The sequence below is a fragment of the Bartonella henselae str. Houston-1 genome (assembly GCF_000046705.1).
GTDB classification, from domain to species: domain Bacteria; phylum Pseudomonadota; class Alphaproteobacteria; order Rhizobiales; family Rhizobiaceae; genus Bartonella; species Bartonella henselae.
The window spans coordinates 1,856,845-1,880,332 of sequence record NC_005956.1 but is presented as its reverse complement, the minus strand read 5'-3'; the positions used below and the strand labels follow the sequence as shown (position 1 = coordinate 1,880,332).

The window sequence follows — 23,488 nt, the reverse complement described above, 5'->3', positions numbered from 1 at the left end:
TAAATTTATACAAGGGTGAAGATAATTTATTTCGTATAACGTCTCACATAAAGCGATTCCTGCTAGGGAGTTTTTCATTACTAATTGTGACTTTTAAGAGAAGATAAAAAGGATTCATTAAAGAGGTTTTCGATGACCTTTTAAAGGTCTTTGAAGACCCTGTGAGAACCCCTTTAAAACCCCGTGAAAAAAAATAAATTGCTGCAAAACCCGCTGTCAAGCTACAATCATACAAATTATGGAGCGGGCGATGGGATTCGAACCCACGACCCCAACCTTGGCAAGGTTGTGCTCTACCCCTGAGCTACACCCGCTCACCGATTCGAAACATATTTGCTTCAGATGCTGCTTGTATGGCGTAGGCTTTAACGAATTGCAACAAAAAAATAACATTTCAGTTCAATTTATTTTGCGAATTTTTTAGAAATAAAAATAAAAATTGATTTTGAAAGTACTCTTCAATAAGTTACTCACTCTTTAACTGTTGCAAAAGAGGGGTAGAGTGAAGTGTCGAAAAGAGTCAACATATTATGGATCGCGATTGCAGCTATTTTTGTCATGAATAGTTTTGCAAAAGCGGGGGATAAAGTTAAACATGTTAAAGTTGCACTGACACAAATTATGGCACATCCTGCTGCTGATGCTGTCCGTAAAGGAGTTTTGGATGTACTTGCAGAAAATGGTTATAAACAGGGTGAAAATTTCGAACTCACTTTTTTATCGGCACAGGGCAATATTTCTACAGCAACGCAAATTGCACGTAAATTTGTTGGTGATAAACCCGATGTTATCGTAGCAATTACCACGCCTTCAGCACAAACGATGCTTGCGGCAACAAAAACAATCCCTATTGTTTTTGCTGCAATTTCTGACCCTGTTGGAGCTAAAATAGTATCTTCACTTACCAAACCTGGTGGTAATGTAACAGGAACTTCTGATCGTATAGATGTGGCAGCAACTGTTAAACTTTTGCAGGAAGTAAAACCAGATTTGAAAAAAATTGGTTATCTTTATAATGCTTCTGAAGCCAATTCTGTTTCAACACTTAAGATGTTAAAGGACGTTGCAAGTAAAGCAGGGATTGAGATCATTCCTTCATCTGCGCCTAAACCTTCTGATGTTCAAGCGGCAACACGGGCTTTAGTTGGTAAGGTGGATGTCATTTTTATTCCCGCTGATAATACGGTTCTTTCTGTTTTAGAGGGTGCAACAAAGGTTACACAGGAAGCAAATGTGCCTGTATTTACCGTCGATTTTAACTCTATTGGACGCGGTCCCTTCATGACACAGGGCGTGAATTTTTACGATGTAGGGGTTGAAGCTGGGAAACTGGTTGTGCGTATTCTAAAGGGTGAAAAACCTGGCGATATTGATGTTGTGCAGGCCGCTAATAATGATATTAGAATTGATATGAAAGCAGCCCAAAAGGTTGGTATTGTTATTCCACAGACAGTGATAGAACGCGCGACAAAGATTCTTCAATAGTTTTTCATTGATATAATATCGATACAATAAAAATGCATTAAGTTTTTATGGGGATGATCTTTGAATGAGTATATTTGCGTTTTCTGGCGCTGTGGAGTTAGGTCTTATTTATGCATTTGTTGCTATAGGGGTTTATCTCTCGTTTCGCGTTTTGGATTTTCCTGATTTAACTGTTGATGGTTCCTTTCTTCTTGGATCCTGTGTTTGTGGTGTTTTGATTCTTTTGGGTTTTAATGCATGGATTGCTATGGCATGTGCTTTTTGTGCAGGTATGATAGCGGGTTTATTAACAGCTTTGCTAAATTTGCGTTTTGGCATTTTGAATCTTTTGGCTTCCATTTTGACAATGTCGGCACTTTATACAGTTAATCTTCGTATTATGGGGATTATGGGAGGGTCTAATATTAACTTGGCACTTGCTGATACGGCTTTAACACCCTTGTATAATCTTTTTGGCTTGTCTGATATCTTTGTGCGTCCTCTTTTCGTTGGTACTGTATTGCTGGTGGTGGCATTTTTGATCTGGCGGTTTTTGGAAAGTGAAATAGGTCTTGCTATGAGAGCAATGGGAGTTAATCCACGGATGGCTACGGCGCAAGGGGTTCATACGTCAGCATTGGTGTATTTTGGTATGGGTCTTTCCAATGCCTGTGTTGCGCTTGGGGGCTCCCTTTATATTCAAACCGCCATTGCTACCGATATTACTGGTGGAGCTGGTACGATTGTTTTCGGTTTAGCGGCGGTTATTATTGGGGAAACTCTCTTTCGTACGCGCAATATTTTTTGGATTATTATGAGCTGTATTGTCGGATCTGTCCTTTATCGTGTTGCTGTGCAGTTTGCGTTTGAGGCAAACGGGATTGGTATTGATACGTCGACGGACCTTCAGTTGATTACTGCACTTTTAGTTGTTGCAGCCCTTGTAATACCACGCTATTGGGGGAGGCATAAACATGATTGAATTTTCTCATGTAGGTGTCACTTTTAAACCGCAAACGCCGTTGGAAAAACAGGCCTTAATCGATATTAACCTCAAGATTGATCGAGGGAGTTTTGTTACTGTTATTGGGTCAAATGGCGCTGGTAAATCGACTTTGCTGAGTGTTTTGGCAGGTGCAATTCTTCCTACGACAGGAAAAGTGGTGATTAATGGACAAAATGTTTCCAGGCAATCAGTCAGTGAGAGAGCTGAGAAGGTTGCTTGTGTTTTTCAAGATTCATTGATGGGAAGCTGTGGTTCTTTAACAATTGAAGAAAATTTGGCTCTTGCTGCTTTTCGCGGGAAACGCCGTGGTTTGCGTTCAGCTTTAAATCATGAAAAACGGCAATTTTTCCGAGATGAAATTGCTCAATTAGGCATTGGTCTTGAAGCGTATATCCATAATCCTATGGACAGTTTATCCGGTGGACAACGTCAAGCAGTTTGTCTTGTGATGGCTACTTTAGCATATGCAGATGTTTTATTGCTTGATGAACATACTTCAGCATTAGATCCAGGAATGGCTGATTTTGTGATGCGGTTAACTGAAAAAATCGTTGAAGAGAAAAAATTAACAACTATTATGGTGACGCACTCTATGCGTCAAGCTCTTGATCATGGAGATCGCACACTGATGTTGCACGACGGAAAAGTGATTTTGGATGTGTGTCAAGAAGAACGTAAAGGTTTGAATGTCAACGATTTAATTGGTATGTTTCAAAAAGTGCGTGGGGAAGCCCTTGATGATGATGAACTATTAATGGATTAATATTTTGGTTCAGAAAAAAGCGCATGAAGTTGATCATTTTCTAAAGCGTTTTTCGCGTTCTTTTCCTATTGTTCTTATTTACGGACCGGATCGCGGTCTTGTTTGCGAGCGTGTACAACATTTTATTAAGCTCACGCAGATAGCTGTAGAAGATCCTTTTTGCAGTGTTCGTTTGGATGCTGCTGAAATTGATAAAGATCCTGCTCGATTGCTAGATGAGGCACGTACTTTATCTCTTTTGGGGGGTGATCGTTTGATATGGGTGTCTAATGGCGCTAATCAAAAAAACTTCCTTGATGCACTTAAGATTTTAATTAAAGAACCACCAGAGAAAAGTTTTATTCTCATTGAGGCAGGGGATCTCAAAAAAGGAACAGGGCTCCGAAATATTATTGAGACCGCATCGATAGCCATGGCTCTGCCTTGTTTTGCGGATGATATTCGTGCTCTCGATGCGTTAATTGATGAAGTTTTGGGTCATTTTAAGATGACCCTTGCTTTGGATGCACGTAAGTGGTTGCTTCATCATTTGGGAGGGGATCATCTTGTTTCGCGTAGTGAATTGGAAAAGCTCTGTCTTTATACCTTGGAGAAAAAACATATTATTCTTGAGGATGTGAAAGCTGTGGTGAGCGATGTTAGTGCGCTTTCTCAAGATGAAGTGATCGATACCGTTTTATTAGGAGATGTGGCAGGTTTTGAAGCGCATTTTAGCCGATATGCAACACTGCAAGGCGCACTTTTTTTTATTTTGAGTACTGCGCAAAGACATTTTCAGCAATTACAGATTTTGCGTTATCAAATAGATGTTGAGGGTAAAAATATGTTTACAGCGATTTCTCAAGCGCAACCGCCGATTTTTTTTCAGCGGAAAAAAACCATTGAACGTGCTTTGAGTTATTGGGGAAGAGAACAAATTTCTTATGCCATGGAACGAATCCAACATGCTGTTTTAGAGAGTCGTAAAAATCCGCTTTTGGGTGAAGCTATTATTCGTCAAGCTTTGTTGAGACTAGCAATTGTTGCGCGGCGCCAAATGACTGCTTTAAAATATTGAACTTGGTTGGAAAAGTGAATTTTCCTCATATTTGCTTGATTTATAGCATCGTAGTGAAGAAAAAAATGTTTTTAGAATCACGGTATCTTTTTGCACGAGTGTTTAAAGAAATTTCCAGAATGTAAAAAATTGTTTTAATTATCATCACCTTAGGATTTTTAAACGATATAATTCTAAGATTTTGCCAAAAAGGCTTGGTATTTTCTTACATTCTAGAGAATTTTTTGGAATAAAACTGGTGGTATTTTTTGCAAAGTGGTTATTATTATTGATTGAAAATTTATGAAAAGCATTTGTATTTTATGCAGTGACGCATGCTTGTAAGCAATGAATTAAAAAATTTAGAGTTTGATGTTACGTTTTATCACTCATTTGGAAGTACATTTTCCAAATAAAAGGAATCTGTTACTAGCTTGCGCAGATGATGATTGGGAGGCGCATGATTTTATTATTCCATTTTCTTTTGTCGGTTGTGGTTTTTTAAATGTTTGATACATAACTCTTGAATAAACAAGAGACCACTTGTGGCTTTGTTATTGTTTTCAAAGAGTTTTTAAAGGTAAAAAATGCTCGATGTTCAGTTTGAAAAAATAGCACTCATTGGAATCGGTCTGATTGGGTCTTCTTTAGCAAGAGTCATTAAAAAGAATAATCTTGCGGCTCATATTTCTATTGCAACGCGTCGTCAAGAAACGCTGATAAGAGCACGCGAATTGCAACTTGGGGATTTTTATACCACGGATAAGGCAGAAGCTGTTGAAGGAGCCGATTTGGTTATTCTTTCTGTTCCTGTAGGAGCCAGTGCGCAAGTGGCAAAATCACTTCATGATCATTTAAAACCTGGAGCGATTGTGAGTGATGTTGGTTCTACAAAAGCGTTGGTTATTGCAGAAATGGCACCTTTATTGCCAAAAACAGTTCATTTTATTCCTGGTCATCCGATTGCTGGAACAGAATATTCAGGACCGGATGCTGGTTTTGCTGATTTGTTTATGAATCGTTGGTGTATTTTAACGCCTTTGGCTGAAAGTGATGCTGGAGCTGTAGCGCAATTGACAGCATTTTGGGAAGCTTGTGGTGCGCGTGTTGAGAAGATGGATGCTAAACATCATGACCTTGTTTTGGCTATTGTTTCTCATTTGCCGCATTTAATTGCTTATAATACTGTTGGAACGGCGAGTGATTTAGAAAAGGTGACGAATTCAGAAGTTATTGCTTATTCCGCTTCAGGTTTTCGTGATTTTACCCGTTTGGCTTCTTCTGATCCCGTTATGTGGCGCGATATTTGTTTGCATAATAAGGATGCTATTTTAGAAATGTTGAACCGTTTTAGTGAAGGACTTTCTTTTTTAGAACAAGCAATTCGTATGGGAGATGGGGAGACACTGTTTAATTTTTTTACGCGTACGCGTGCTGTTCGCCGTAATATCATTGAGGCAGGGCAGGAAATTGATGCTCCTGATTTTGGACGTCAAAGTGTTTCTAAAGAAAGCACGTAAAAATAAGGGATTTTTTTTATTAAATTTTGCTGATTTTTTCTAGAAATCCATAAGAAGTTTTCTCTTCACGTGTTGAACGTGCTAACTTTATTTTCAGTTATCGATTGCGATAAAGAAAATGGGAAATTGCTTGGATGTAGGCAAGGGCTCGGACAGATGGTTATACTTGGCACTCTAAGATATAGGATGCCTTAGAGGCAACTTATTGATTTATCATTATAAATCATTAATTTTCTTGTTGAAACAAACATTCAGCACATTCAGCACTAAAAACGTTAAACGCTATAATAATGGCGTTGGTCTTTGGCTTTTATAAGCATGAGGATGGAGGAGCTCAGACGGTATTATAGTTATACGATTCATAGATAATGCTGAGAAATGAGGTTAGGGGTGTGTAAAGATATATTTTTAAGAAAGTATGCGAGTTGACTGAACAAAGGTCTTGATATTATCCGTGGTCTGTACCTGTTAAAGAACGTGATAGGTTGCAGTGTGAGAGAATGTATCATCTCTATTGCGTTTGAAAGAAATTACTTTTGATGCCATTAAAAGGCTTTAGATTTCATAAGGTATAACATTATGATTGTTATTACCCATTTTTATTTCCTACTCCGGTGAAAAAATACTGTGGTTATAATAATGTTAGTTAAAAAAAATAAATGATAACGTAATTTCATTCATATAAAAAATATTGCCTTATTTTTCTTTAAATATATACAATTCATCTGATTGATAGTTTCAAACAATTATCTCCTTAAGATTGTGATCTAAGGTTTCTATAAAAGATAGAAATTTTGCGAAATATTTGGAAAAATGATCGCTTAAGATTTCGTTACTTTTTTAGCAAAAACTATACCATTCTTTAAATTTATCATTTCATACAATTAATAATCTCATCATTAAAATGTGCTCTTTGAACACATGTGATTTATGTTATTGATAATTTCAAAAGATTAGATCTTAACAGTGACTATCGAGTTTATAATAAAATATATTATGAACTGTTATGATGATAGCTGTTTTGCATTTCATTTGAATGCTTATATGCTTCAAATAATTGCATTATGATTTGCTTTTTATGTTCTGTTCATATGTGGCAATCTTTTATTAAAACACGTATTAAAGTGTGGATTCTTAAGAGGATTCAAACAAAATAAAACAATATAATATATTAATTTTTTATATTTATATAATATGACTCCTTGTAAAGACATCTTAGGGCGTATCTCCAAGTTTGCGGTAAGAGTCAAATGTCGTTTGGTGTGGTTTATAGGTGCGTGCCTCTGTTTTATCAAAAATATCGACAGTTAGCGTGTACTAATCTTATTGTTTTTGGTTCTTGATGAGCAAAATTTTTTGCTTCATTCTCTTTTATTTTGATATAAAGTTAAAGCTTGACCGTGTGGATTACTGCCCTTTATACATGGAAAATGTTTATTTTTTAGATCCTTGGTGATTTTTATAAAGCTTGGATAGACTAAAGAAGGATTTTTCCAGAAAGTATTAAGATTTGTTAAAACGTATCTTTTGGTATAGCTACCGTATTCTTGTGGATGCAGTAAGCCATTATTGGCGTGATAATGGAAGTGCTTTTGCAAGCCATGTCGCCCTGTCAGGACTTTTAGCGTTGTTTCCTTTTTTTATTTTTGGCGCATCTCTTGCTAGTTTTATTGGTGCTTTTACATATACACCGCAAAAAATTAAAGCGCTTTTGCAATTATTGCCAGATGTTATTGCAGAGCCTTTATCTCAAGACATTGTCAATGTTTTAACTATTCAACGAAGAGGTGTGTTGACGGTTTCTGTCATTGGGGCAGCTTATTTTGCCTCTAATGGGGTAGAGGCTTTGCGTACGGCTTTGAATAAAGCTTACCGTGTTGTTGATCGACGTAGTTTGTTGTTTTGTCGCTTTCAAAGTTTGTTTTTTGTGATCCTTGGGGCTTTTGGTCTTGTCGTGATCAGCTTTTTGTTGATTTTAGCACCTTTGATCATCAAAATTATGCAAGATCATTCTTTTTTCATTACTGAATATATTGGTGTTATTCGTCTTTGGCGTTATATAATCGCAGCAGTTGTTTTATTTGTAAGTCTTTTGATTGTTCATAAATGGCTCCCAGCGGAGCGACGCAAATTTATAGATGTTTTACCAGGAATCGTGGTGACAATGTCGGTGTGGTTTATGGCTTCTCTTGCTTTTGCGCAGTATTTGACAATGTTTGATTATATTTCTACCTATGCGGGATTAGCATCTATTATGGTTGCTATTATTTTTCTTTACATTTTAAGCGCTATTTTTATTCTTGGAGGCGAAATAAATGCAGCGATAATGTTTTATCGCAATTATTTGCACCATTCGGATGAATGAAAGAACTTATTTTTGTGTGAAAGCCAAGAGACGAAAACACGAAAAAAACCAGCCATCACTTTGTTGATTGATGCTGATTCTTGTCCTGTAAAAACTGAAATTTATCGTGTTATGAATCGTTATCAGCTTAAAACATTTGTTGTAGCGAATCGTTTTTTTCCTCTTCCAGATGAAGCGCTTCTTGAAAGGGTAGTTGTTTCTGACAAATTTGATTCTGCTGATGATTGGATTGTAGAACATGTGCAGGAGGCTAGTATTGTTATTACCAGTGATATTCCTTTAGCCGCACGGGTTGTGCGTGCGGGTGGTGTTTGTCTTTCTCCAACTGGCCGTACTTTTGATGCAAGCTCCATCGGTCACGTTTTGGCGCTGCGCAATCTTATGAACGATTTGCGAGGACAAGGTAAAGTTATAAGTAGCCCCCGTCCTTTTTGTTGCAAAGACCGTTCTGCTTTTTTATCGGCACTAGATTTAGCTGTACAACGTTTAAAAAGGTGCGGTTATTAGATTATTGTGCTTCTTTTATGACAGCTTTTATAAGTGCTTTGGCATCGTCATTGGCCCATGGGGCTGCGCCATTAAATGAAGCAATAAGGTGACCATTTTTATCGATTAGAAACGTTATGGGCAATCCTAAAGCGAGCCCTTGTTTTCTTACGTTGTTGAAAATAGACATTGTTTCATCGCGATAATAAAGCAAGTTATCAGCATTAATATTCTGTAAAAATTGCTGAATTTTTTCAGGAGAAGCAGCTTGATCGATATTAATAGCTATGACATCGAAATTTTTTCCACCTAGTTCACGTTTTAATTGTGCTAATTCTGGCATTTCCGTACGGCAGGGTAGGCACCAAATAGCCCATAGATTGATGAGCATCGGTTTTCCTGTAAATTCGCTGAGTTTATGGTCTTTTCCTTGTAGATCCTTAAAAGAAAGTTGGTTCATGTCTGAGGGTGTATCAGCAAAACGCAGGTGGGAAAAAAAGCCTTTCGCAGCTTTTTTTATCGCTACCATTTTTTCTTCTTGTAATTTTCCGGTATTTTCTCTTGAAATGAAGTTGGTAAAAAAAGGCGTTCTTTTGTCATGAGGTTCTTTTGTTATGTATAAGCCTATACCAACTAAGATTACCGCAACAAAAAAGCATGCGATGAAGATGCGTGTTTTTCTCTTCTTCTTTTTAAGGCTGGTGATATTTTGATGAATCATCATTTTTTTCCTTTTTATGGAGAGTTTTAAAGTATAATGGATAAGAAATTTAAAAATCAACTATGAGGTGGTAAGCGCTGGGGGCGATGCAATTATAAAAGATAAATGCTTCAGTTGATTTTGATCAGAGACTTTATTTATAAGATATTGAAAGTTCATTTTCTTATGCGGTGATGTTAGCGTAAATGAGAAACATTTCGCAATTTGATTATAAAAAAATTCTCATGATTTAAAAATTGTTCATCAAAAGATAAAAACAAATTCATTTATTTTTTCATAAAAGCCGAAAATGTTTTTATGAATATTTGTGGTCTTGTTGAACAAATTGATTGATTTTGTAGCAGAGTGTTTGTCTATGGTGTATTCAAAAGACTTTCGTCAAATTGCTTGGTTGGAGAAACGTCTTATCATCATTTGAATGGTTTTATTTTAACCAAACAATAAAAAAAGAGACCGATATGAGAAAAGAAGGCATATGAAGATTATTGTAAAGAGTTTGATGATTGTCCTTTTTTGGAGTGTTGTTGTCGTTGGATGCGGACGGAAAGGTGCCTTAGAATTGCCTTCTTCAATGATAGAGAAAACGACGCAAGAGACATTTTCTTCCAAAAACAAATTAGATAAACCTTTTATTCTCGACCGATTGATACAGTAGAGGTTTTTATGCGTTTTTTTTCTTATAATCAGGGTGTCCTTCACGCTGAAGGTCTTTCTCTTTCTGCATTGGCGCAGGATGTGGGAACACCTTTTTATTGTTATTCAGCCAGTGCAGTGGTGACAAATTTTAAAGACTATCAAAACGCCTTTCTGGATATGCCTAGCTTGATTGCTTATGCAGTTAAGGCTAATTCTAATCAAGCAGTGTTACGGCTTTTAGCGGCAAACGGAGCGGGAGCTGATGTGGTTTCAGAAGGTGAATTGCGACGCGCACTTGCTGCTGGTATTCCTGCTCATCGTATTGTTTATTCTGGTGTTGGCAAAACAGTAAAGGAGATAGATTTTGCTCTTGCACACGATATTTACTGTTTTAACGTTGAATCAGAGCCTGAACTTGAACAACTTTCGGTATGTGCTGTTGCGCTTTCAAAAACAGCACGCGTTTCATTGCGCATTAATCCAGATGTAGATGCAAGGACTCATAGAAAAATTACAACGGGGAAATCTGAAAATAAATTTGGTATTCCACTGTCTTTGGCGTGGGATGTATATAAAAAAGCAGCTCAATTACCAGGCATTCAGGTGTGTGGGGTAGATATGCATATTGGCAGTCAGATCTGTGATCTGAAACCGTTTGAAGATGCATTTCTTATTGTTGCAGATTTTGTGCGTCAGTTAAGGAGTCATGGCTATGCACTTACCCATATCGATATTGGGGGCGGTCTTGGTATTGACTATGGGAATGAACATCATTCAGTACCATCTCTTTCTGATTATGCAGCACTTGTAAGGAAGCATATTGCGCCTTTAGGGATTCATATTATCCTGGAGCCTGGGCGCAGTATTGTCGGCGATGCTGGCGTGTTGGTGACCTCTGTTCTCTACTTAAAAAGAGGGAATGGACGCAATTTTGTTATTGTGGATGCGGCAATGAATGATCTTATGCGTCCAACACTCTATGATGCTTGGCAAAATGTACTACTTGTGGAACAAGCATCAAAAGATGCATTACTTATGAAAGCAGATATTGTTGGTGCAGTTTGTGAAACCGGTGATTATCTAGCATTAGATCGTCGTGTACCGACCTTGGCGACAGGTGATCTTTTAGCCATTATGGAGGCTGGTGCTTACGGTGCTGTGATGGCAAGCACTTATAATAGCCGACTTTTGGTGCCAGAAGTTCTCGTTCAGGATACGCGTTATGCGGTTATTCGTCCACGTCTTGATTATGCACAATTGATAGGCTGTGATTATGTTCCAGATTGGATTTGAGTTCAGATGAGATTGAACATTGTTCAATGTTTTTGGTCTTATTTTTACTAAACTTTGATGAAACAATTTATTTCCTGGAAATTGTCTTGTATGAATTTTATAATTGTAATTCATCACTCTAAAAGGGGACAAATATTTGTCTATGAAAAATGAAAACAGCAAAAGTTTTTTAGCAATAAAGCTTTTGTATGTGCGCATTTTGATGTGGTGTATCCTCTTTTTTGAGCGGATATGGGTACGGTTGTTGCCGTTTTTTCTCGTTCTCAGTCTCTTTTGTTCGCTTAGTTGGTTGGGTGTTTTTGGTATTCTGGGATATTGGCCCCATTTACTTTTACTTGGCCTTATCTTTTTTTCTGCTGTGGGAAGTTTGTTTTTTCTTGTCAGCTTTCGGTTGCCTACTTTCAAGGAAGTTAATCGACGTCTTGAACAAGAAAATGGCCTCAAAAATCAGCCTTTAAGCGTTCAAGCAGATCATTTATGTCCTGAAGATGATGAAGATTTTCATGAAATTATTTGGCGCGAACATCAACGTCGTATGGCCAAACAATTATACCATCTAAAAACTGGGGTTGCTTATCCTAATAGTGCGGCTTGGGATCCCTTGGCTCTTAGGACTGTATGTATTCTCCTTTGTGTCTGTGCTTTTAGTTTTTCTTTTGGCTCTTTAGGAGGGCGTTTAGTAGATGCGTTTGATTTACGTCCTCTCGTCGATGAAGCATCCATGCGCATTGATGCTTGGGTAACACCACCTGCTTATACCGGTGTGGCACCCATTTATTTAACACAAGGTGAGACAACACACTTTGCTGTTCCTGAAGGAAGTAATGTGGTTGTGCGTGTTGTTAATGGTCCTGGTGTTACAGTAAAGGCACTCGCTGAAGAAGATGCCCATAAAGTTTTGTTTTCCAAGAAAAGTGAAAAAACGCCTTTAAATGATCCAATTGTTCATTTTGAAACACACTTGGAACGTTCAATAGATTTGCTTGTATCATCACGTCATAAGCAACTCAAGTGGTCTTTGCAGATGATTAAGGACCAGCATCCAAAAGTTCGTTGGTTGGAAAAACCAGGGCGAATTTTGACTGGTTCATTAGAGCTTCAATATGAGTTGGAAGATGATTATGGAGTGACAAAGGCTTTTGTTGAAATAGAATCGCTTCTTGATCAGCACAAAAGCGCTACTTCTCTTTATAGGGCACCTGAAATAACACTTCTTCTTCCACGTGGTGGAAAGGGTAAAATGCGGACGGTGCAGGATGTATCAGTGCATCCATGGGCTGGTTCGGAGGTTAAAATTACTTTGGTAGCGGAAGATGGTGCTGGGCAAAAAGGGCGTAGCAAAACTTTTGTTATGACATTACCCCAGCGTGTTTTTTCTAATCCTATTGCGCGTGCAGTGAGTGAATTGCGCCATTTGTTGGCCCTTGATGCTTCTAAGAAAGAGCGTGTACTCGATATGCTTGCTGCTTTACTTGTGCGGCCAGAAGATGGGCTTCAAAATGCAACACATTTTCTTGTTCTACAGAGTGCATGGACAAGGCTTTCTATGGCAGAAACAGAGGATGATCTGCGCAATGTGGTCGATTATTTATGGCAGATCGCTTTGGGCATTGAAGGCAATCAGCTCCAATCAGCTCAGAAAAATTTAAAACAAGCACAAGCTGCTTTGCGTGATGCTCTTCGTTACGGTGCTTCAACTGCAGAAATTGAACGATTGATGGCCGATTTACGCCAGGCTATGGATGATTATGTTAAAAATTTGGCCGAAAAGACACAAAATAATAGCAAAAATGGCAAAAATAGTAATCTTGGCCGTTCTCATCTTTCAGAAGAGACATTAAAGGAAAAGCTGAATTTAATTGAAGAAATGGCCAAAACAGGCTCTTCTTTAGCAGCTGAACAGTTATTGTCTGAAGTTGAACAAATCCTCGATCATTTGCAAGTTCAAAAAGGTAATCAAGGTGGGCAGAAGACAAAAAACCAATTTGCACAAATGAAAGAAAAAATGGATCAGCTTGGTGATGTGATGCGTCGTCAGCAAGAAATTCTCAATGGAACACATCAGTTGGAAATGGAACAACGACGTGGAGAAAATGTGCCGGAAAAACAAAGAAAATCTTTACAAAAACGTCAAGCTGAGTTGCAGTCGGAGTTATCAACTTTAGAAAAAGAATTATCAGAACAAGGGTTTGAACAGAGTGACGAATTAAAAAAAGCAGAAGAAAAAATGAATTCTGCAGAAACTGCTCTTGAGCATGGAAACCATCAGATATCTATACAAAAACAGCTAGCTGCTCTAGAATCGTTAAGGAAAGGCGCACAAAATGTTTTAGAAAAAATGCGTGAAGTCCTCAAAGAATCAGGAGATAATCAAAATACTATTTCTGGTCATCAAGACCCCTTAGGACGTCCTCTTTCTTCAAAAAATACTCAAGGGCAAGAAGGGGAAGCTATACCACAAGAAAGTGATCAAATTCGTGCACGGCAGATTTTGGAAGAAATTCGTAAACGCCTTAGTAAAGAGCATATTCTAGAAGTAGAAAAAAACTATCTTGAAAGGGTGCTTGATTTTAATTAATCATTTTTTTCTCTTTATCAACGTTAAAAAAAATCCACGGAAAGTCTTTATGGGATGTAAGTTTCAAAAAATAAAGAATATTGATAAAGCGCATTGAGTGCAGTGATTGGAACAACTTTCTATGCTGTTTTTGGAGTTATTAGGGTTTAAAATATGAAATATTAAAAGTTTTCGCCATTGCGGAGAAAAGGCAAAGGTCCATATAAGTGGGGTATATGAAAATCTGTGATGTTTAAAATTTTTTTCTACATGGTATGTTGAAGTGGATATAGTCACACTTAAAGATTTTTATGCTTCTGTTCTTGGTAAGCGTGTGCAGGAGACATTGTGTGGCCAGTTAAATTTGTGTTGGCCGGATCTTACTGGTAAACGTGTCATGGGTTTTGGTTATGCACTTCCTTATCTTTCTGCTTTGCGTATGCGTGCACAACAATGTTTGGCTTTTATGCCTGCTGGTCAGGGTGCTTTGCCGTGGCCTTGTGCTGATAAGGTTGCTACAGCTCTTGTTTTTGAAGAAGATTTACCACTTCCCGATGCTTCGATTGACTGTATTTTATTGATACATGCACTTGAATATACAGAAAATTCATTCGAAACATTGAATGAAATATGGCGTGTTTTAGTTCCTAATGGCCAATTGATTGTTATTGTTCCTAATCGCTCTGGCCTTTGGGCGCGCAATGCTTGTACACCCTTTGGTTATGGTGAACCTTATAGTCGGCAACAAATTGTTCGTTTGTTTGAAAAAACACATTTTGTTTCTGGATCAATACAAGAAGTGGTACATTATATGCCGTCTTCAGGTTCTGTATCGCGCTTTTTTTCATTTTTTTATGAACCGGTGGCACGTCATCTTTTACCTTATTTTGGTGGCCTTTTAATCTGTCAGGCTCAGAAACGTGTTTATCAAGGTTTGCTTCTACAGCGTCGCCAGTCGCGGCGTGTTTTTATGCCTGCGCTTTTGCCACAAGCGCGTGAGAGCTCTCTCTCCTCTTGATTTTGAGGTTATGCATTGTCTCACGCTTTTGTTTAGTGCGTTCTTTAATGGGAGAACAGTTCTTCACGCAAAGCAAAAATGCTATTATGGTGCGAATTCACACGCTTTCTTGAAACAATTTCGACTAGAGTGCAACTCCATCCGATGATGGCGTCCGTGAAATGTATAAAACAAGGTCTGACCATCAATCTCCGTGCTTGTAAAGGGACAAATTGGCGCCCTCATTTTATTGGGCTGGCTTCCCATATGTCTCATGATGCTTGCATTGAGAGGGACTGTCAGAGGAATTGTCAATCCTTTTTACAGCACTTTCCATATGTTTATTTCGCTTGTGAACATATACGCAATGATCTTTTTCTGCTTGTGAATGCTAAGGTTTGTAGGAAGAAGCTTACTGTATTTTGGTTTTCCAAATAGATCAAAGTGTTGAATCTTCTTTATTTTGCCTTCGGAGAAGAAAAATGAATGGACATCATAATTGTTTTGGCAGTAATAACTGCTGTGAAATTTAAAGGTTGAGACGATATCCGTTTTGCTCTGTAATGAGGATTTGTGCGTTGGAGGGGTCTTTTTCAATTTTTTGTCGCAAACGATAAATATGGGTCTCTAAGGTATGAGTAACAACGTTTTCATTATAGCCCCAAATCTGTTCTAAAAGTGTTTCACGATTGACGATTTGTTCATTAGTGCAAGAGAGATATTTAAGAATGGCAGCCTCCTTTTCTGTGAGGCGAATTTTATTGTTTTGTTGATCAATGAGGAGTTTTTGTCCAGGTTTAAAAGTATAAGGACCAATGTACAAAACAGCATCGTCATTTTGTTCATATTGGCGCAATTGGGCACGAATTCGTGCCAAAAGTACTGCAAAACGAAAGGGCTTTGTCACATAATCATTGGCACCTGTTTCAGGATCTAAAAGAGTATCGCAATTTGTGTCATAATTCGTGATCATGATAATGGGAGCACGAAATCCTTGGGTGCGTAATTTTTTAACGGCTTTATGGCCGTCAAGATCAGGAAGTTCAGTCGCAAAAATCGCCAGATCAACATTCTCTTCTTGAGCTATTGTTATCCCTGTTTCAGCTGTTTTTGCTTGGAAAATTTTAAATTCTTTATGAGTTTGCAATTGCTCTATCAGAATAGGGCGCAAATCATTATCATTTTCAACAATTAAAAGAGTATAGAAATTCATTTTTTTCCTTATAAGCTCTGTTGATGCATTAACTGTTGCGAAGTAGTTTCATGAAAAGTAATATCTCATGCAAGGAAAATTAAAAAAGAAACTCTATAAAAAACAAACTTTTGTTCATTTTATGGTTGTTCGACGACAAGCAGGTCATTGTGCACGTGGTATTTTGCGTGTTGGCCAGAATCATTTTTTTTGCACTCTAGGACGGACTGGTATTTCTGCATTTAAACGCGAAGGTGATGGTGCGACACCGTTGGCACGGATGCGCTTTTTAAGAGGATTTTGCGGTAATTTTCATGATTTTTTTCTACGTTCCGTTTTACCTTTTCGCCGTATTCGAGCCCAGGATGGTTGGTGTGATGCGAGTGGTGATGCCAATTATAATCGTTTGGTACGTCTTCCTTATTGTAAAAGTGCTGAAAAAATGCAACGTAAAGATGGGCTTTATGAAATTGTTTTGGTTTTGGATTGGAATATTACAGAGCGAAAAATGGCAAAAGGGAGTGCCATTTTTATACATTTAGAACGAAAAAATTATACACCAACAGAGGGATGTATTGCGCTTTCTCGCCGTGATATGGAACGTCTCTTGCCACATATTAATCGACAGACTACAATTATTGTTTCAGGTTGAAAGCATTTTTATTTTTTATCGTCTTTCCTTGAATTTTACTTTATGGTTTTTCAAAAGCATTTCAAAGTAATATGTTTTAACGATTAGAAAATATTCACATCCCTTTTGTTTTTGCTTGTCGCTTTCCTTTGATAGGGTCATCTTCTTCTAAAGAAGAGTAAGCCATTATGCAGCAGTCGGCACCATCATACTATTTGTCAGCTTCCAAGGTTGCTACAATTCTTGCATTAAAAAGGTTTATGAGAGGTATTTTTATTCCTTTCTTTACTGGTTGTATCCACATGGAAATTCCGATTGTGACATGCAAGCGAATGGTTTTGTTTGATTCATTATAAGAGGGTTTGAAATGAGAGAATCTTACGGTATTAAGATCTCTCATTCAAGTTATAATACAATGTATCTTTTATCACAGATTTGTTTTAAAGAGGCATTTCAATTTTCATTCAATGCTTTCTGTTGGTATCGGACATGGATGGGTATAAGGTAAAATCCACTGAGTCGCGCCTTGCTTATGTTTATGAAGTAATAAACTACAGTGGTGCTCTCATTGTTTTTGATCGATCCGAATATGGGTTTTCTCTTGTCTTTCAATCATTCGTAAGAGTTATTTTAGTCTTTTCTCAAAGGTTTTTTTGTTCATTACTGTCTTTGTTTGTGATGCGCAAGGAAACGATTTTTTGTTCTGAAGAGGAGAGGTAGAAATGCGAAAATATTATTTTACTATATTGAAATGGTCTCATGCAATATCAAAGATGATGAATTATAATTGTAAATTACTCTCTTGCTCTCTTAAGATTGCCCATCAAACAGACTTCTCTCCATTCATCTTCTGTGACGGGTTGTACGGATAAACGGCTGACATTGACCAAGACCATATTTTTCAGTTTTGGATTGGCTTTGATCTGTTTTAATGAGACAGGGGTTGGCATATCATATAAAGCACGGATATTTACACATTCCCAACGTGGATCTGCGGTTGTAGAGTCTGGGTGTGCTTCAGCACAGACTTCTACAATGCCTACGATTTCTAATCCTTTATTTGAATGATAAAAAAAGCCTTTATCGCCATATTTCATGGCGCGCATATTGTTACGGGCTTGATAGTTGCGGACACCATCCCATTGTTCGCCATCAGCACCTTTTTGCTTCTGCATGTCCCATGACCATTTATGGGGTTCAGATTTAAAAAGCCAGTAAGCCATGAGACCTCCTTTTTCATGAGACTATGTCACATTTTATAAAACATAAAAATTTATATAGCATATCAATAATGATTTTGGATTTTAAATGGAGTAAAGAGTGCTTCTTATCAATTTATTTTTTGCTTTTTTTCAAAATAATAAAATTGTGATAGAGGCATACCGTGTTTTCTAGCTTCGAGTGTTTTGGATCAAAATTTAAGAGTAAAACTCGAGTGATGGGAATGGTCTCTTTGTAAATATTTCATTTTTAACAAACAAGAGTGCTGTTGAGGAGAAACATTCCAATCAATAAAGTGTGGGCATTGGCAGAAAATTACGGTTTATTGAAGATAAATTTCTCAAATGTTCGTAAGAACTAAAATCCTTCCTTGTCCTTTTGTTGAAGACGTTCATTTTTTAAAAAAAGCCAAGATTCAAAGATGAGAGTTTTTTTACTGCATAGTAGAGTATATTATTCATATGTTCGTTCATGGCAAGTGGCATAATTTCTATCGATAAACCCTGTAATCTTAGTGTTAAAGGCAGATGGCACCAAGTTTTGAAAGGGCTTTTTAAAGACTATGGGGTATGATGATGAAACTCATGAGGGGCGATATCTCTGTTGTCTTTGATCACTCTTATGGCTGGCTATAAATTGTGTTGTTGGCTGTAGTATTATGATGTTTTAAGCCAAACTTTATGTTTTCTTCTCACTCTAGAGATTACACTGATATTACCCAAGAACTTCAGCTTTTTTGAAGAGAGGAAAAAATGCTAAAATTTTTACTCAGAGAGGTGATATGTAGATACATAAATAATAGAAAGGATGAGGAAGAAAAACTGTATTCTTACCTTTCTTTCAGTCCAAACAGACAAACAGTACAGAATTATGATGAACATTTTACGATGCACGTTATCTTATCGAAGGTCTTTACAATAAATGTAGACACTTTGAGGTGTTATCTCCTTCTTTTTATAGGAGTGCTGGTTTCTACTTTAATTATTCTCTGGCTTGGAAAGTGAGGTGCAAAAGACCTTGATATTTTTATAGGATACATGAAGATATTTTGATTTTGTTTCCTGTTATCTGGCTTTTTTGGAAACAGGCTTAAGATCAGTCGCTAAGCATGTGCAATTTGAGTTATTCTTTCAGTTTTTGTCTAGAAAGTTTGAACAATATGGTTTCATTGAATGGCAAGAAATTAGTTACCTAAAGTTCAAGAGTTATGGTGATAAGGGTAACAGATAAAATGCCAAATGACGAGAGTTCATTTTATGCTCTGTGAATAAAAGAAGTTGATTTTTTTTCTTATGCTTTTGTTCCACGGCGTCCTGTTCCAATTAAGGGAGCGGATTTTTCATCCAATGGCCAGCGTGAACGAGGAGCAATGTCAAGGGAGCTTTTTTCTCCTCGTGCCAGTCTTTGTGCACCGGCAAAAGCAATCATTGCAGCATTGTCGGTGCATAAGGAAAGAGGAGGAGCGATAAATTCAAAGCCCTGTTGATCGGCAAGTTCTTGCAGTGTTAATCGAATAGCTTGGTTTGCTGCTACTCCTCCTGCAACAACTAAAGCAGGAGGACGCGGTCCTTGATGACGAGAAAGAGGATACTGCTGGGTAAAGTGTTGCAAAGCTAAATAAACGCGATCATATACTGTATCGGTAACGGCTGCTTGAAAACTTGCTGCAATGTCAGCAACATCGCTTTCTGTGAGAGGGGAGATAGCTGTTGCGGCTTGTCGAACGGCAGTTTTTAGACCAGAAAAAGAAAAATCTAATCGTTTTTCACCTTTTAAAGGTCGTGGAAGAGGAATACGGTTTTTATTGCCCAATAAAGCGGCTTTTTCAATTGCTGGGCCTCCAGGGTAAGGAAGGCCTAAGAGTTTTGCTGTTTTATCAAAAGCTTCTCCTAATGCATCGTCAATAGTGGTTCCTAAACGCTGGTAATTGCCTACTCCGTGAACAAGGATTGTTTGTGTATGTCCACCTGAAACTAACAACAATAAATAGGGAAAATGAACATTATGCGTGAGTACCGCTGTCAAAGCATGGCCTTCCAGATGATTGACGCCAATAAAAGGTTTTCCAGTGGCAAGAGACAGTGCTTTAGCACTCATAACGCCTACTAAAAGTCCTCCTATCAAACCAGGACCATTTGTGACTGCAATGGCATCAATGTCCTTCAGTTTTGTATGAGCGTCTCTTAGAGCTTTCAGAATCAACTCATCAAGAATTTCAACATGGGCACGAGCAGCAATTTCAGGAACAACACCGCCGTAAGGTGCATGATGATCCGTTTGGCTCCAAACAATATTGGAAAGAATTTGGCTGTTTCCTCCAATAGTGTGTTCAATAACAGCAGTAGCAGTTTCATCGCAACTTGTTTCTATTCCTAACAGACGCATTTCAGACAAAACCTTGTGTTTAAGCTTCTTTTATATGTGGGTAGCACGGACAGGCAAAGATGCAAAGAACTTCTCTTAAAATGAATTCCTTTCAGAAAAAATGCGTTTTAGCATTTTTTCTGAATATAATTGTTCCCTTGATTAAAAATGAAACTATATTTTTTAGTATAAAATGCTGATGTCGTTTTAAAAAGCTTGTTTCTTGAGCTCTATAATTATAAATACTTTAAAGAAGGATGCATTGTTGAAAAATTTTATGAAAATATACTCTTGATAAAAAGAGTGTAAAATAATTTATGTTTTTTGAAAAAAGTTTCATTTTTAAAGATTTTTTCATTTTGTTCTTTTATCGTTAAAAAAAGTACCAAAAAAGTGATTAAAATGGCAGATTCTTCAAAATCGAAAGTTAAACCGCATTACACCGGTGTTCGCCGTAAGAAACCTGTGATTGAACAGGATATTGTAGGCCATAATTCAGAGCAAAAGACACAAAATTCTGTAGAAGCAGATAGAATAGAAGCGGGTAAAGTAGAGAAGCAAAGCATACAGAGTAAATCCATATCAGGTATGATGTGGCTTTACTTATCAATTTCAGGAATTTTCGGTGGTTTTATCGCTTTGGGTATTTTTATGGGTCTTCAGTGGGCAGGTTTGCTTTCGTTTTCTTTACTTAGCAATCCTACTGGAGAGGAAAATGCTTTGCAGATTGCTGAAACTGCAAAAATTCAAAGTGAAGAGACAATAAGGCAATTGAAGTATGCGCTTCAGGAAATCGATAGCTTGAAAGCAGAAATTTCTTCTTTTTCATCACGTCAGCTTGGAACATTTCAAAGTGGTGAAGCATCGCAGGAAGAAAGCAAAAAAGCTTTTACGGCTTTAGAGGAAAAAGTAAGTGGTCTTGAAGAGTATGTGCTCACTCTAGTTGGTATCTCAAAAGATATGAAAGCTGCTATGTTAATTGGGCAGAGCAATGCAAGTGCTCTTGCGGCTTTACAGCAACGTTTAGAAACTCTGCAGAAAGAAATTACTGTTAAAAGTGATGGGAAGGAAAAAATAAATACGGCGTTGTTTATTGCGATTAATTCGCTGAAGAATGCTGTAGAGCGTGGCGGATCTTATGTCAACGAATTGAAAATATTACAACAATTATCGCCTTCGATTGAGGGGCTTGATTTGTTACAAAAAACAGCCCCTATCGGGTTTCCTAGTTCAGTTCAACTTGCAGCTGATTTTGCCAATATTGCCGATGCAATTGTTGCAACGCAAAAGATTGTTGCGTCAGATGCTGGTTTTTTTGAACGGATTTTGGCATGGATAAAAGGTTTGATTGTTTCGCGACCGATTGGAAATGTTGAAGGTATGACATTGGAAGCAATCGCGGCCCGGATGGAAGTTGCTATTCAAACAGGTGATTACGAAAAGGCTTTAAGTGAATGGCAAAAATTGCCTCAAAGTGCAAAAGATGTTTCAGTAAACTTTGTTCACCAACTTGAAAGATATGTTGCTGTTCATAACCTTCTTCAGCAGTTGTTGTTGTCTGCACAACAAGGATCTTTTAAGGCAACAAGCATGTAAATAGGCTAAAAATGATACGTATTTTGATTTATACTTTTGTTGTATGTCTGTTTGGCTTAGCTTTTGAGTGGGTTGCTAATTACAATGATGTCCTTGTTATAACGTTTTCGCACTTTCGATTTTCCGTTTCATTGTTGACAGCTCTAAGTTTACTCATTTTATTTCTTGGAATTTTGGCGCTTTTATGGTGGCTTTTTTCTATACTTTTTTCCGTACCTCACATTCTCTCCAATTATTTTTATAAACGTCGTCAAAAGCACGGTTATGAAGCTCTTTCACAGGGCTTTCTTGCAGTTTTTGCTGGCGATGCTATTGTAGCGCAAAAAATGCAGACACGTGTTGAAAAATATCTTGCAGGAAATCGTGAGCCATTGGCTAAGCTTTTACAAGCACAAACTTTATCTTTGCAGAATAACTCTGCTCGTGCCATTGGTCTTTATGAGCAAATGAGAAAAGAAAAACAGACAAAACTGGCTGGGCTTTACGGTTTATTTCGTGAAGCTATGAAGACCAATGCGTATGAAGCAGCACAACAATATGCACAAGAAGCACAGGCTTTATCACCAGCACTTTTGTGGGCGCATCAAGCAGTGCTTGATCGCTTGAGCGCAGAGGGGAGCTGGGATAAAGCACTTGATGTTTTTGAACAGGCGCAAAAAGCTTTACCGCGTTCTGTCCGCTTGGCTCCAGAGCGTCAACATTTACAGGCTTTACTGCTCAGTGGGCAGGCTCTTCATCTGTTGAGGACGCATCCTGTAGATGCTTGTAAGGCTATTTTGAAAGCACATAAACTCGTGCCTGATTTTATACCTATAACAGTGATTGCCGCCGATATTCTTTATAAATTAAATGAAACACGCAAAGCTGATAAAATGATTGTTGCTGCTTGGCAAAAAGAACCTCATCCTGATTTGGGAGCTCTTTATCTTGAAAGAGAAGAAGGGGCCGTTGGGCGCTTAAAAAAAGCTAAGACACTTGCTTCTTATAATAAAGATACATTTGAATCCACTTTTCTTATTGCTAAAGCTGCTCTTGATGCAGGTGAAAGAGTATTAGCTAGGGAACAGGCACAAAAAGCACTTCAATATCATAAGCGGGAAAGTGTTTATTTGTTGCTAGCAGATATTGAAGAAGCACAGGGTAATAATCAGGCGGCAGTGCGGCAATGGCTTTCTTTGGCGCTGCGTGCTGAACGTGATCCGGTATGGATGTGTGACGGTACTATTTTTTCTTCTTGGGCAGTCATCTCTCCAATAAGTGGACGTTTGGGCTGCTTTGAATGGAAAGCACCTCCCCGTATGCCCCCTCTCACATTGGAGGCTGATACTCTTGTGCTGACAAAAAAAGACCAAGAAGATAAAGAAGATAAGGTGGATAAAAATGCTGTTGTTGAAGGTGAAATGTTAGAAAAGTCTCCTTCTGTAAAAGTTGATCTTTTGCATCATGCACAGATAGATAAACAAGATACAGAAGAATCTAGTCAAATTCGCTTAAATGTTGATGATCCAGGGGTTAAAATAGAAGAAGATGCGTTTTTGTCGAAAAAGAAATTTCGGTTGTTTTAAAAAAACTATAGTGAATATTCTGTATCGAAATTATTCTCTTATGCTTAAAAAATGAAATTTTACTTAGCTGCAAAA

The 23,488-nt window shown here is 37.7% G+C and carries 18 protein-coding genes and 1 tRNA gene; 14 read left to right on the top strand and 5 right to left on the bottom strand.

Annotated features, from left to right (window positions below; all coding sequences use genetic code 11):
• Window positions 1-239 precede the first annotated feature (239 nt).
• Window positions 240-314: transfer RNA gene (locus tag AYT27_RS08500), tRNA-Gly, on the bottom strand.
• A gap of 193 nt (window positions 315-507) precedes the next feature.
• On the opposite strand from AYT27_RS08500, the gene AYT27_RS08495 reads away from it, so the two are divergent.
• The 7 genes from AYT27_RS08495 (at window position 508) to AYT27_RS08465 (ending at window position 8,661) form a co-directional block, all read left to right on the top strand.
• Window positions 508-1,485: an ABC transporter substrate-binding protein gene (locus AYT27_RS08495; protein WP_011181388.1), complete on the top strand. Its 978-nt coding sequence runs from the start codon at window positions 508-510 to the stop codon at window positions 1,483-1,485.
• Between the two features lie 64 nt (window positions 1,486-1,549).
• Entirely contained in the window at window positions 1,550-2,446 is an 897-nt protein-coding gene (locus tag AYT27_RS08490) for an ABC transporter permease (RefSeq protein WP_011181387.1), read from the top strand.
• Complete coding sequence (locus AYT27_RS08485) at window positions 2,439-3,233, top strand: ABC transporter ATP-binding protein (RefSeq protein WP_011181386.1); 795 nt, start codon at window positions 2,439-2,441, stop codon at window positions 3,231-3,233. Before AYT27_RS08490 ends, AYT27_RS08485 begins: the two co-directional genes overlap by 8 nt.
• 4 nt (window positions 3,234-3,237) lie before the next feature.
• Complete coding sequence (gene holA / locus AYT27_RS08480) at window positions 3,238-4,290, top strand: DNA polymerase III subunit delta (protein ID WP_011181385.1); 1,053 nt, start codon at window positions 3,238-3,240, stop codon at window positions 4,288-4,290.
• A gap of 566 nt (window positions 4,291-4,856) precedes the next feature.
• Entirely contained in the window at window positions 4,857-5,789 is a 933-nt protein-coding gene (locus AYT27_RS08475) for a prephenate/arogenate dehydrogenase family protein (protein ID WP_011181384.1), read from the top strand.
• 1,510 nt (window positions 5,790-7,299) lie between these two features.
• Window positions 7,300-8,154: a YihY/virulence factor BrkB family protein gene (locus tag AYT27_RS08470; protein WP_011181383.1), complete on the top strand. Its 855-nt coding sequence runs from the start codon at window positions 7,300-7,302 to the stop codon at window positions 8,152-8,154.
• Window positions 8,155-8,166: 12 nt separating this feature from the next.
• Window positions 8,167-8,661, top strand: coding sequence for a YaiI/YqxD family protein (locus tag AYT27_RS08465; RefSeq protein ID WP_034448493.1), 495 nt, complete (start codon window positions 8,167-8,169; stop codon window positions 8,659-8,661).
• A 1-nt stretch (window position 8,662) separates the two neighbouring features.
• Here AYT27_RS08465 and AYT27_RS08460 read toward each other — a convergent pair whose 3' ends face one another.
• A complete protein-coding gene (locus AYT27_RS08460; protein WP_011181381.1) occupies window positions 8,663-9,361 on the bottom strand; it encodes a TlpA disulfide reductase family protein in 699 nt (232 codons plus the stop codon).
• A 475-nt stretch (window positions 9,362-9,836) separates the two neighbouring features.
• Here AYT27_RS08460 and lptM point away from each other — a divergent pair, with 475 nt between their 5' ends.
• From lptM to AYT27_RS08440, 4 genes are all read left to right on the top strand, one after another.
• Entirely contained in the window at window positions 9,837-10,016 is a 180-nt protein-coding gene (gene lptM, locus AYT27_RS08455) for an LPS translocon maturation chaperone LptM (protein ID WP_034448490.1), read from the top strand.
• An 8-nt stretch (window positions 10,017-10,024) separates the two neighbouring features.
• A complete protein-coding gene (gene lysA, locus AYT27_RS08450) occupies window positions 10,025-11,290 on the top strand; it encodes a diaminopimelate decarboxylase (RefSeq protein ID WP_011181380.1) in 1,266 nt (421 codons plus the stop codon).
• Between the two features lie 142 nt (window positions 11,291-11,432).
• Window positions 11,433-13,868, top strand: a complete 2,436-nt coding sequence (locus tag AYT27_RS08445) for a TIGR02302 family protein (RefSeq protein ID WP_011181379.1) — start codon at window positions 11,433-11,435, stop codon at window positions 13,866-13,868.
• Window positions 13,869-14,130: 262 nt separating this feature from the next.
• The gene (locus tag AYT27_RS08440) at window positions 14,131-14,865 is read left to right on the top strand and encodes a class I SAM-dependent methyltransferase (RefSeq protein WP_011181378.1); all 735 of its coding nucleotides are present in this window, start codon (window positions 14,131-14,133) and stop codon (window positions 14,863-14,865) included.
• 508 nt (window positions 14,866-15,373) lie between these two features.
• Here AYT27_RS08440 and AYT27_RS08435 read toward each other — a convergent pair.
• Window positions 15,374-16,057, bottom strand: coding sequence for a response regulator transcription factor (locus tag AYT27_RS08435; protein WP_011181377.1), 684 nt, complete (start codon window positions 16,055-16,057; stop codon window positions 15,374-15,376).
• Window positions 16,058-16,124: 67 nt separating this feature from the next.
• Between AYT27_RS08435 and AYT27_RS08430 the strand changes: the two genes are divergently transcribed.
• A complete protein-coding gene (locus AYT27_RS08430; RefSeq protein WP_011181376.1) occupies window positions 16,125-16,688 on the top strand; it encodes a L,D-transpeptidase family protein in 564 nt (187 codons plus the stop codon).
• A gap of 773 nt (window positions 16,689-17,461) precedes the next feature.
• Here the strand turns inward: AYT27_RS08430 and AYT27_RS08425 are convergent.
• Window positions 17,462-17,890 (bottom strand): EVE domain-containing protein, encoded by a 429-nt coding sequence (locus tag AYT27_RS08425; RefSeq protein WP_011181375.1) that lies wholly within the window; start codon window positions 17,888-17,890, stop codon window positions 17,462-17,464.
• Window positions 17,891-19,178: 1,288 nt separating this feature from the next.
• The gene (gene tsaD / locus AYT27_RS08415) at window positions 19,179-20,273 is read right to left on the bottom strand and encodes a tRNA (adenosine(37)-N6)-threonylcarbamoyltransferase complex transferase subunit TsaD (RefSeq protein ID WP_011181374.1); all 1,095 of its coding nucleotides are present in this window, start codon (window positions 20,271-20,273) and stop codon (window positions 19,179-19,181) included.
• A gap of 381 nt (window positions 20,274-20,654) precedes the next feature.
• Here tsaD and AYT27_RS08410 point away from each other — a divergent pair, with 381 nt between their 5' ends.
• On the top strand, window positions 20,655-21,848 hold the full coding sequence (locus AYT27_RS08410) for a COG4223 family protein (RefSeq protein ID WP_011181373.1): 1,194 nt from the start codon (window positions 20,655-20,657) through the stop codon (window positions 21,846-21,848).
• A gap of 11 nt (window positions 21,849-21,859) precedes the next feature.
• Window positions 21,860-23,413 carry a heme biosynthesis protein HemY gene (locus tag AYT27_RS08405; RefSeq protein ID WP_011181372.1) on the top strand — a complete coding sequence of 518 codons (1,554 nt, stop codon included), beginning with the start codon at window positions 21,860-21,862 and terminating at the stop codon, window positions 23,411-23,413.
• The last annotated feature ends 75 nt before the right edge of the window (window positions 23,414-23,488 follow it).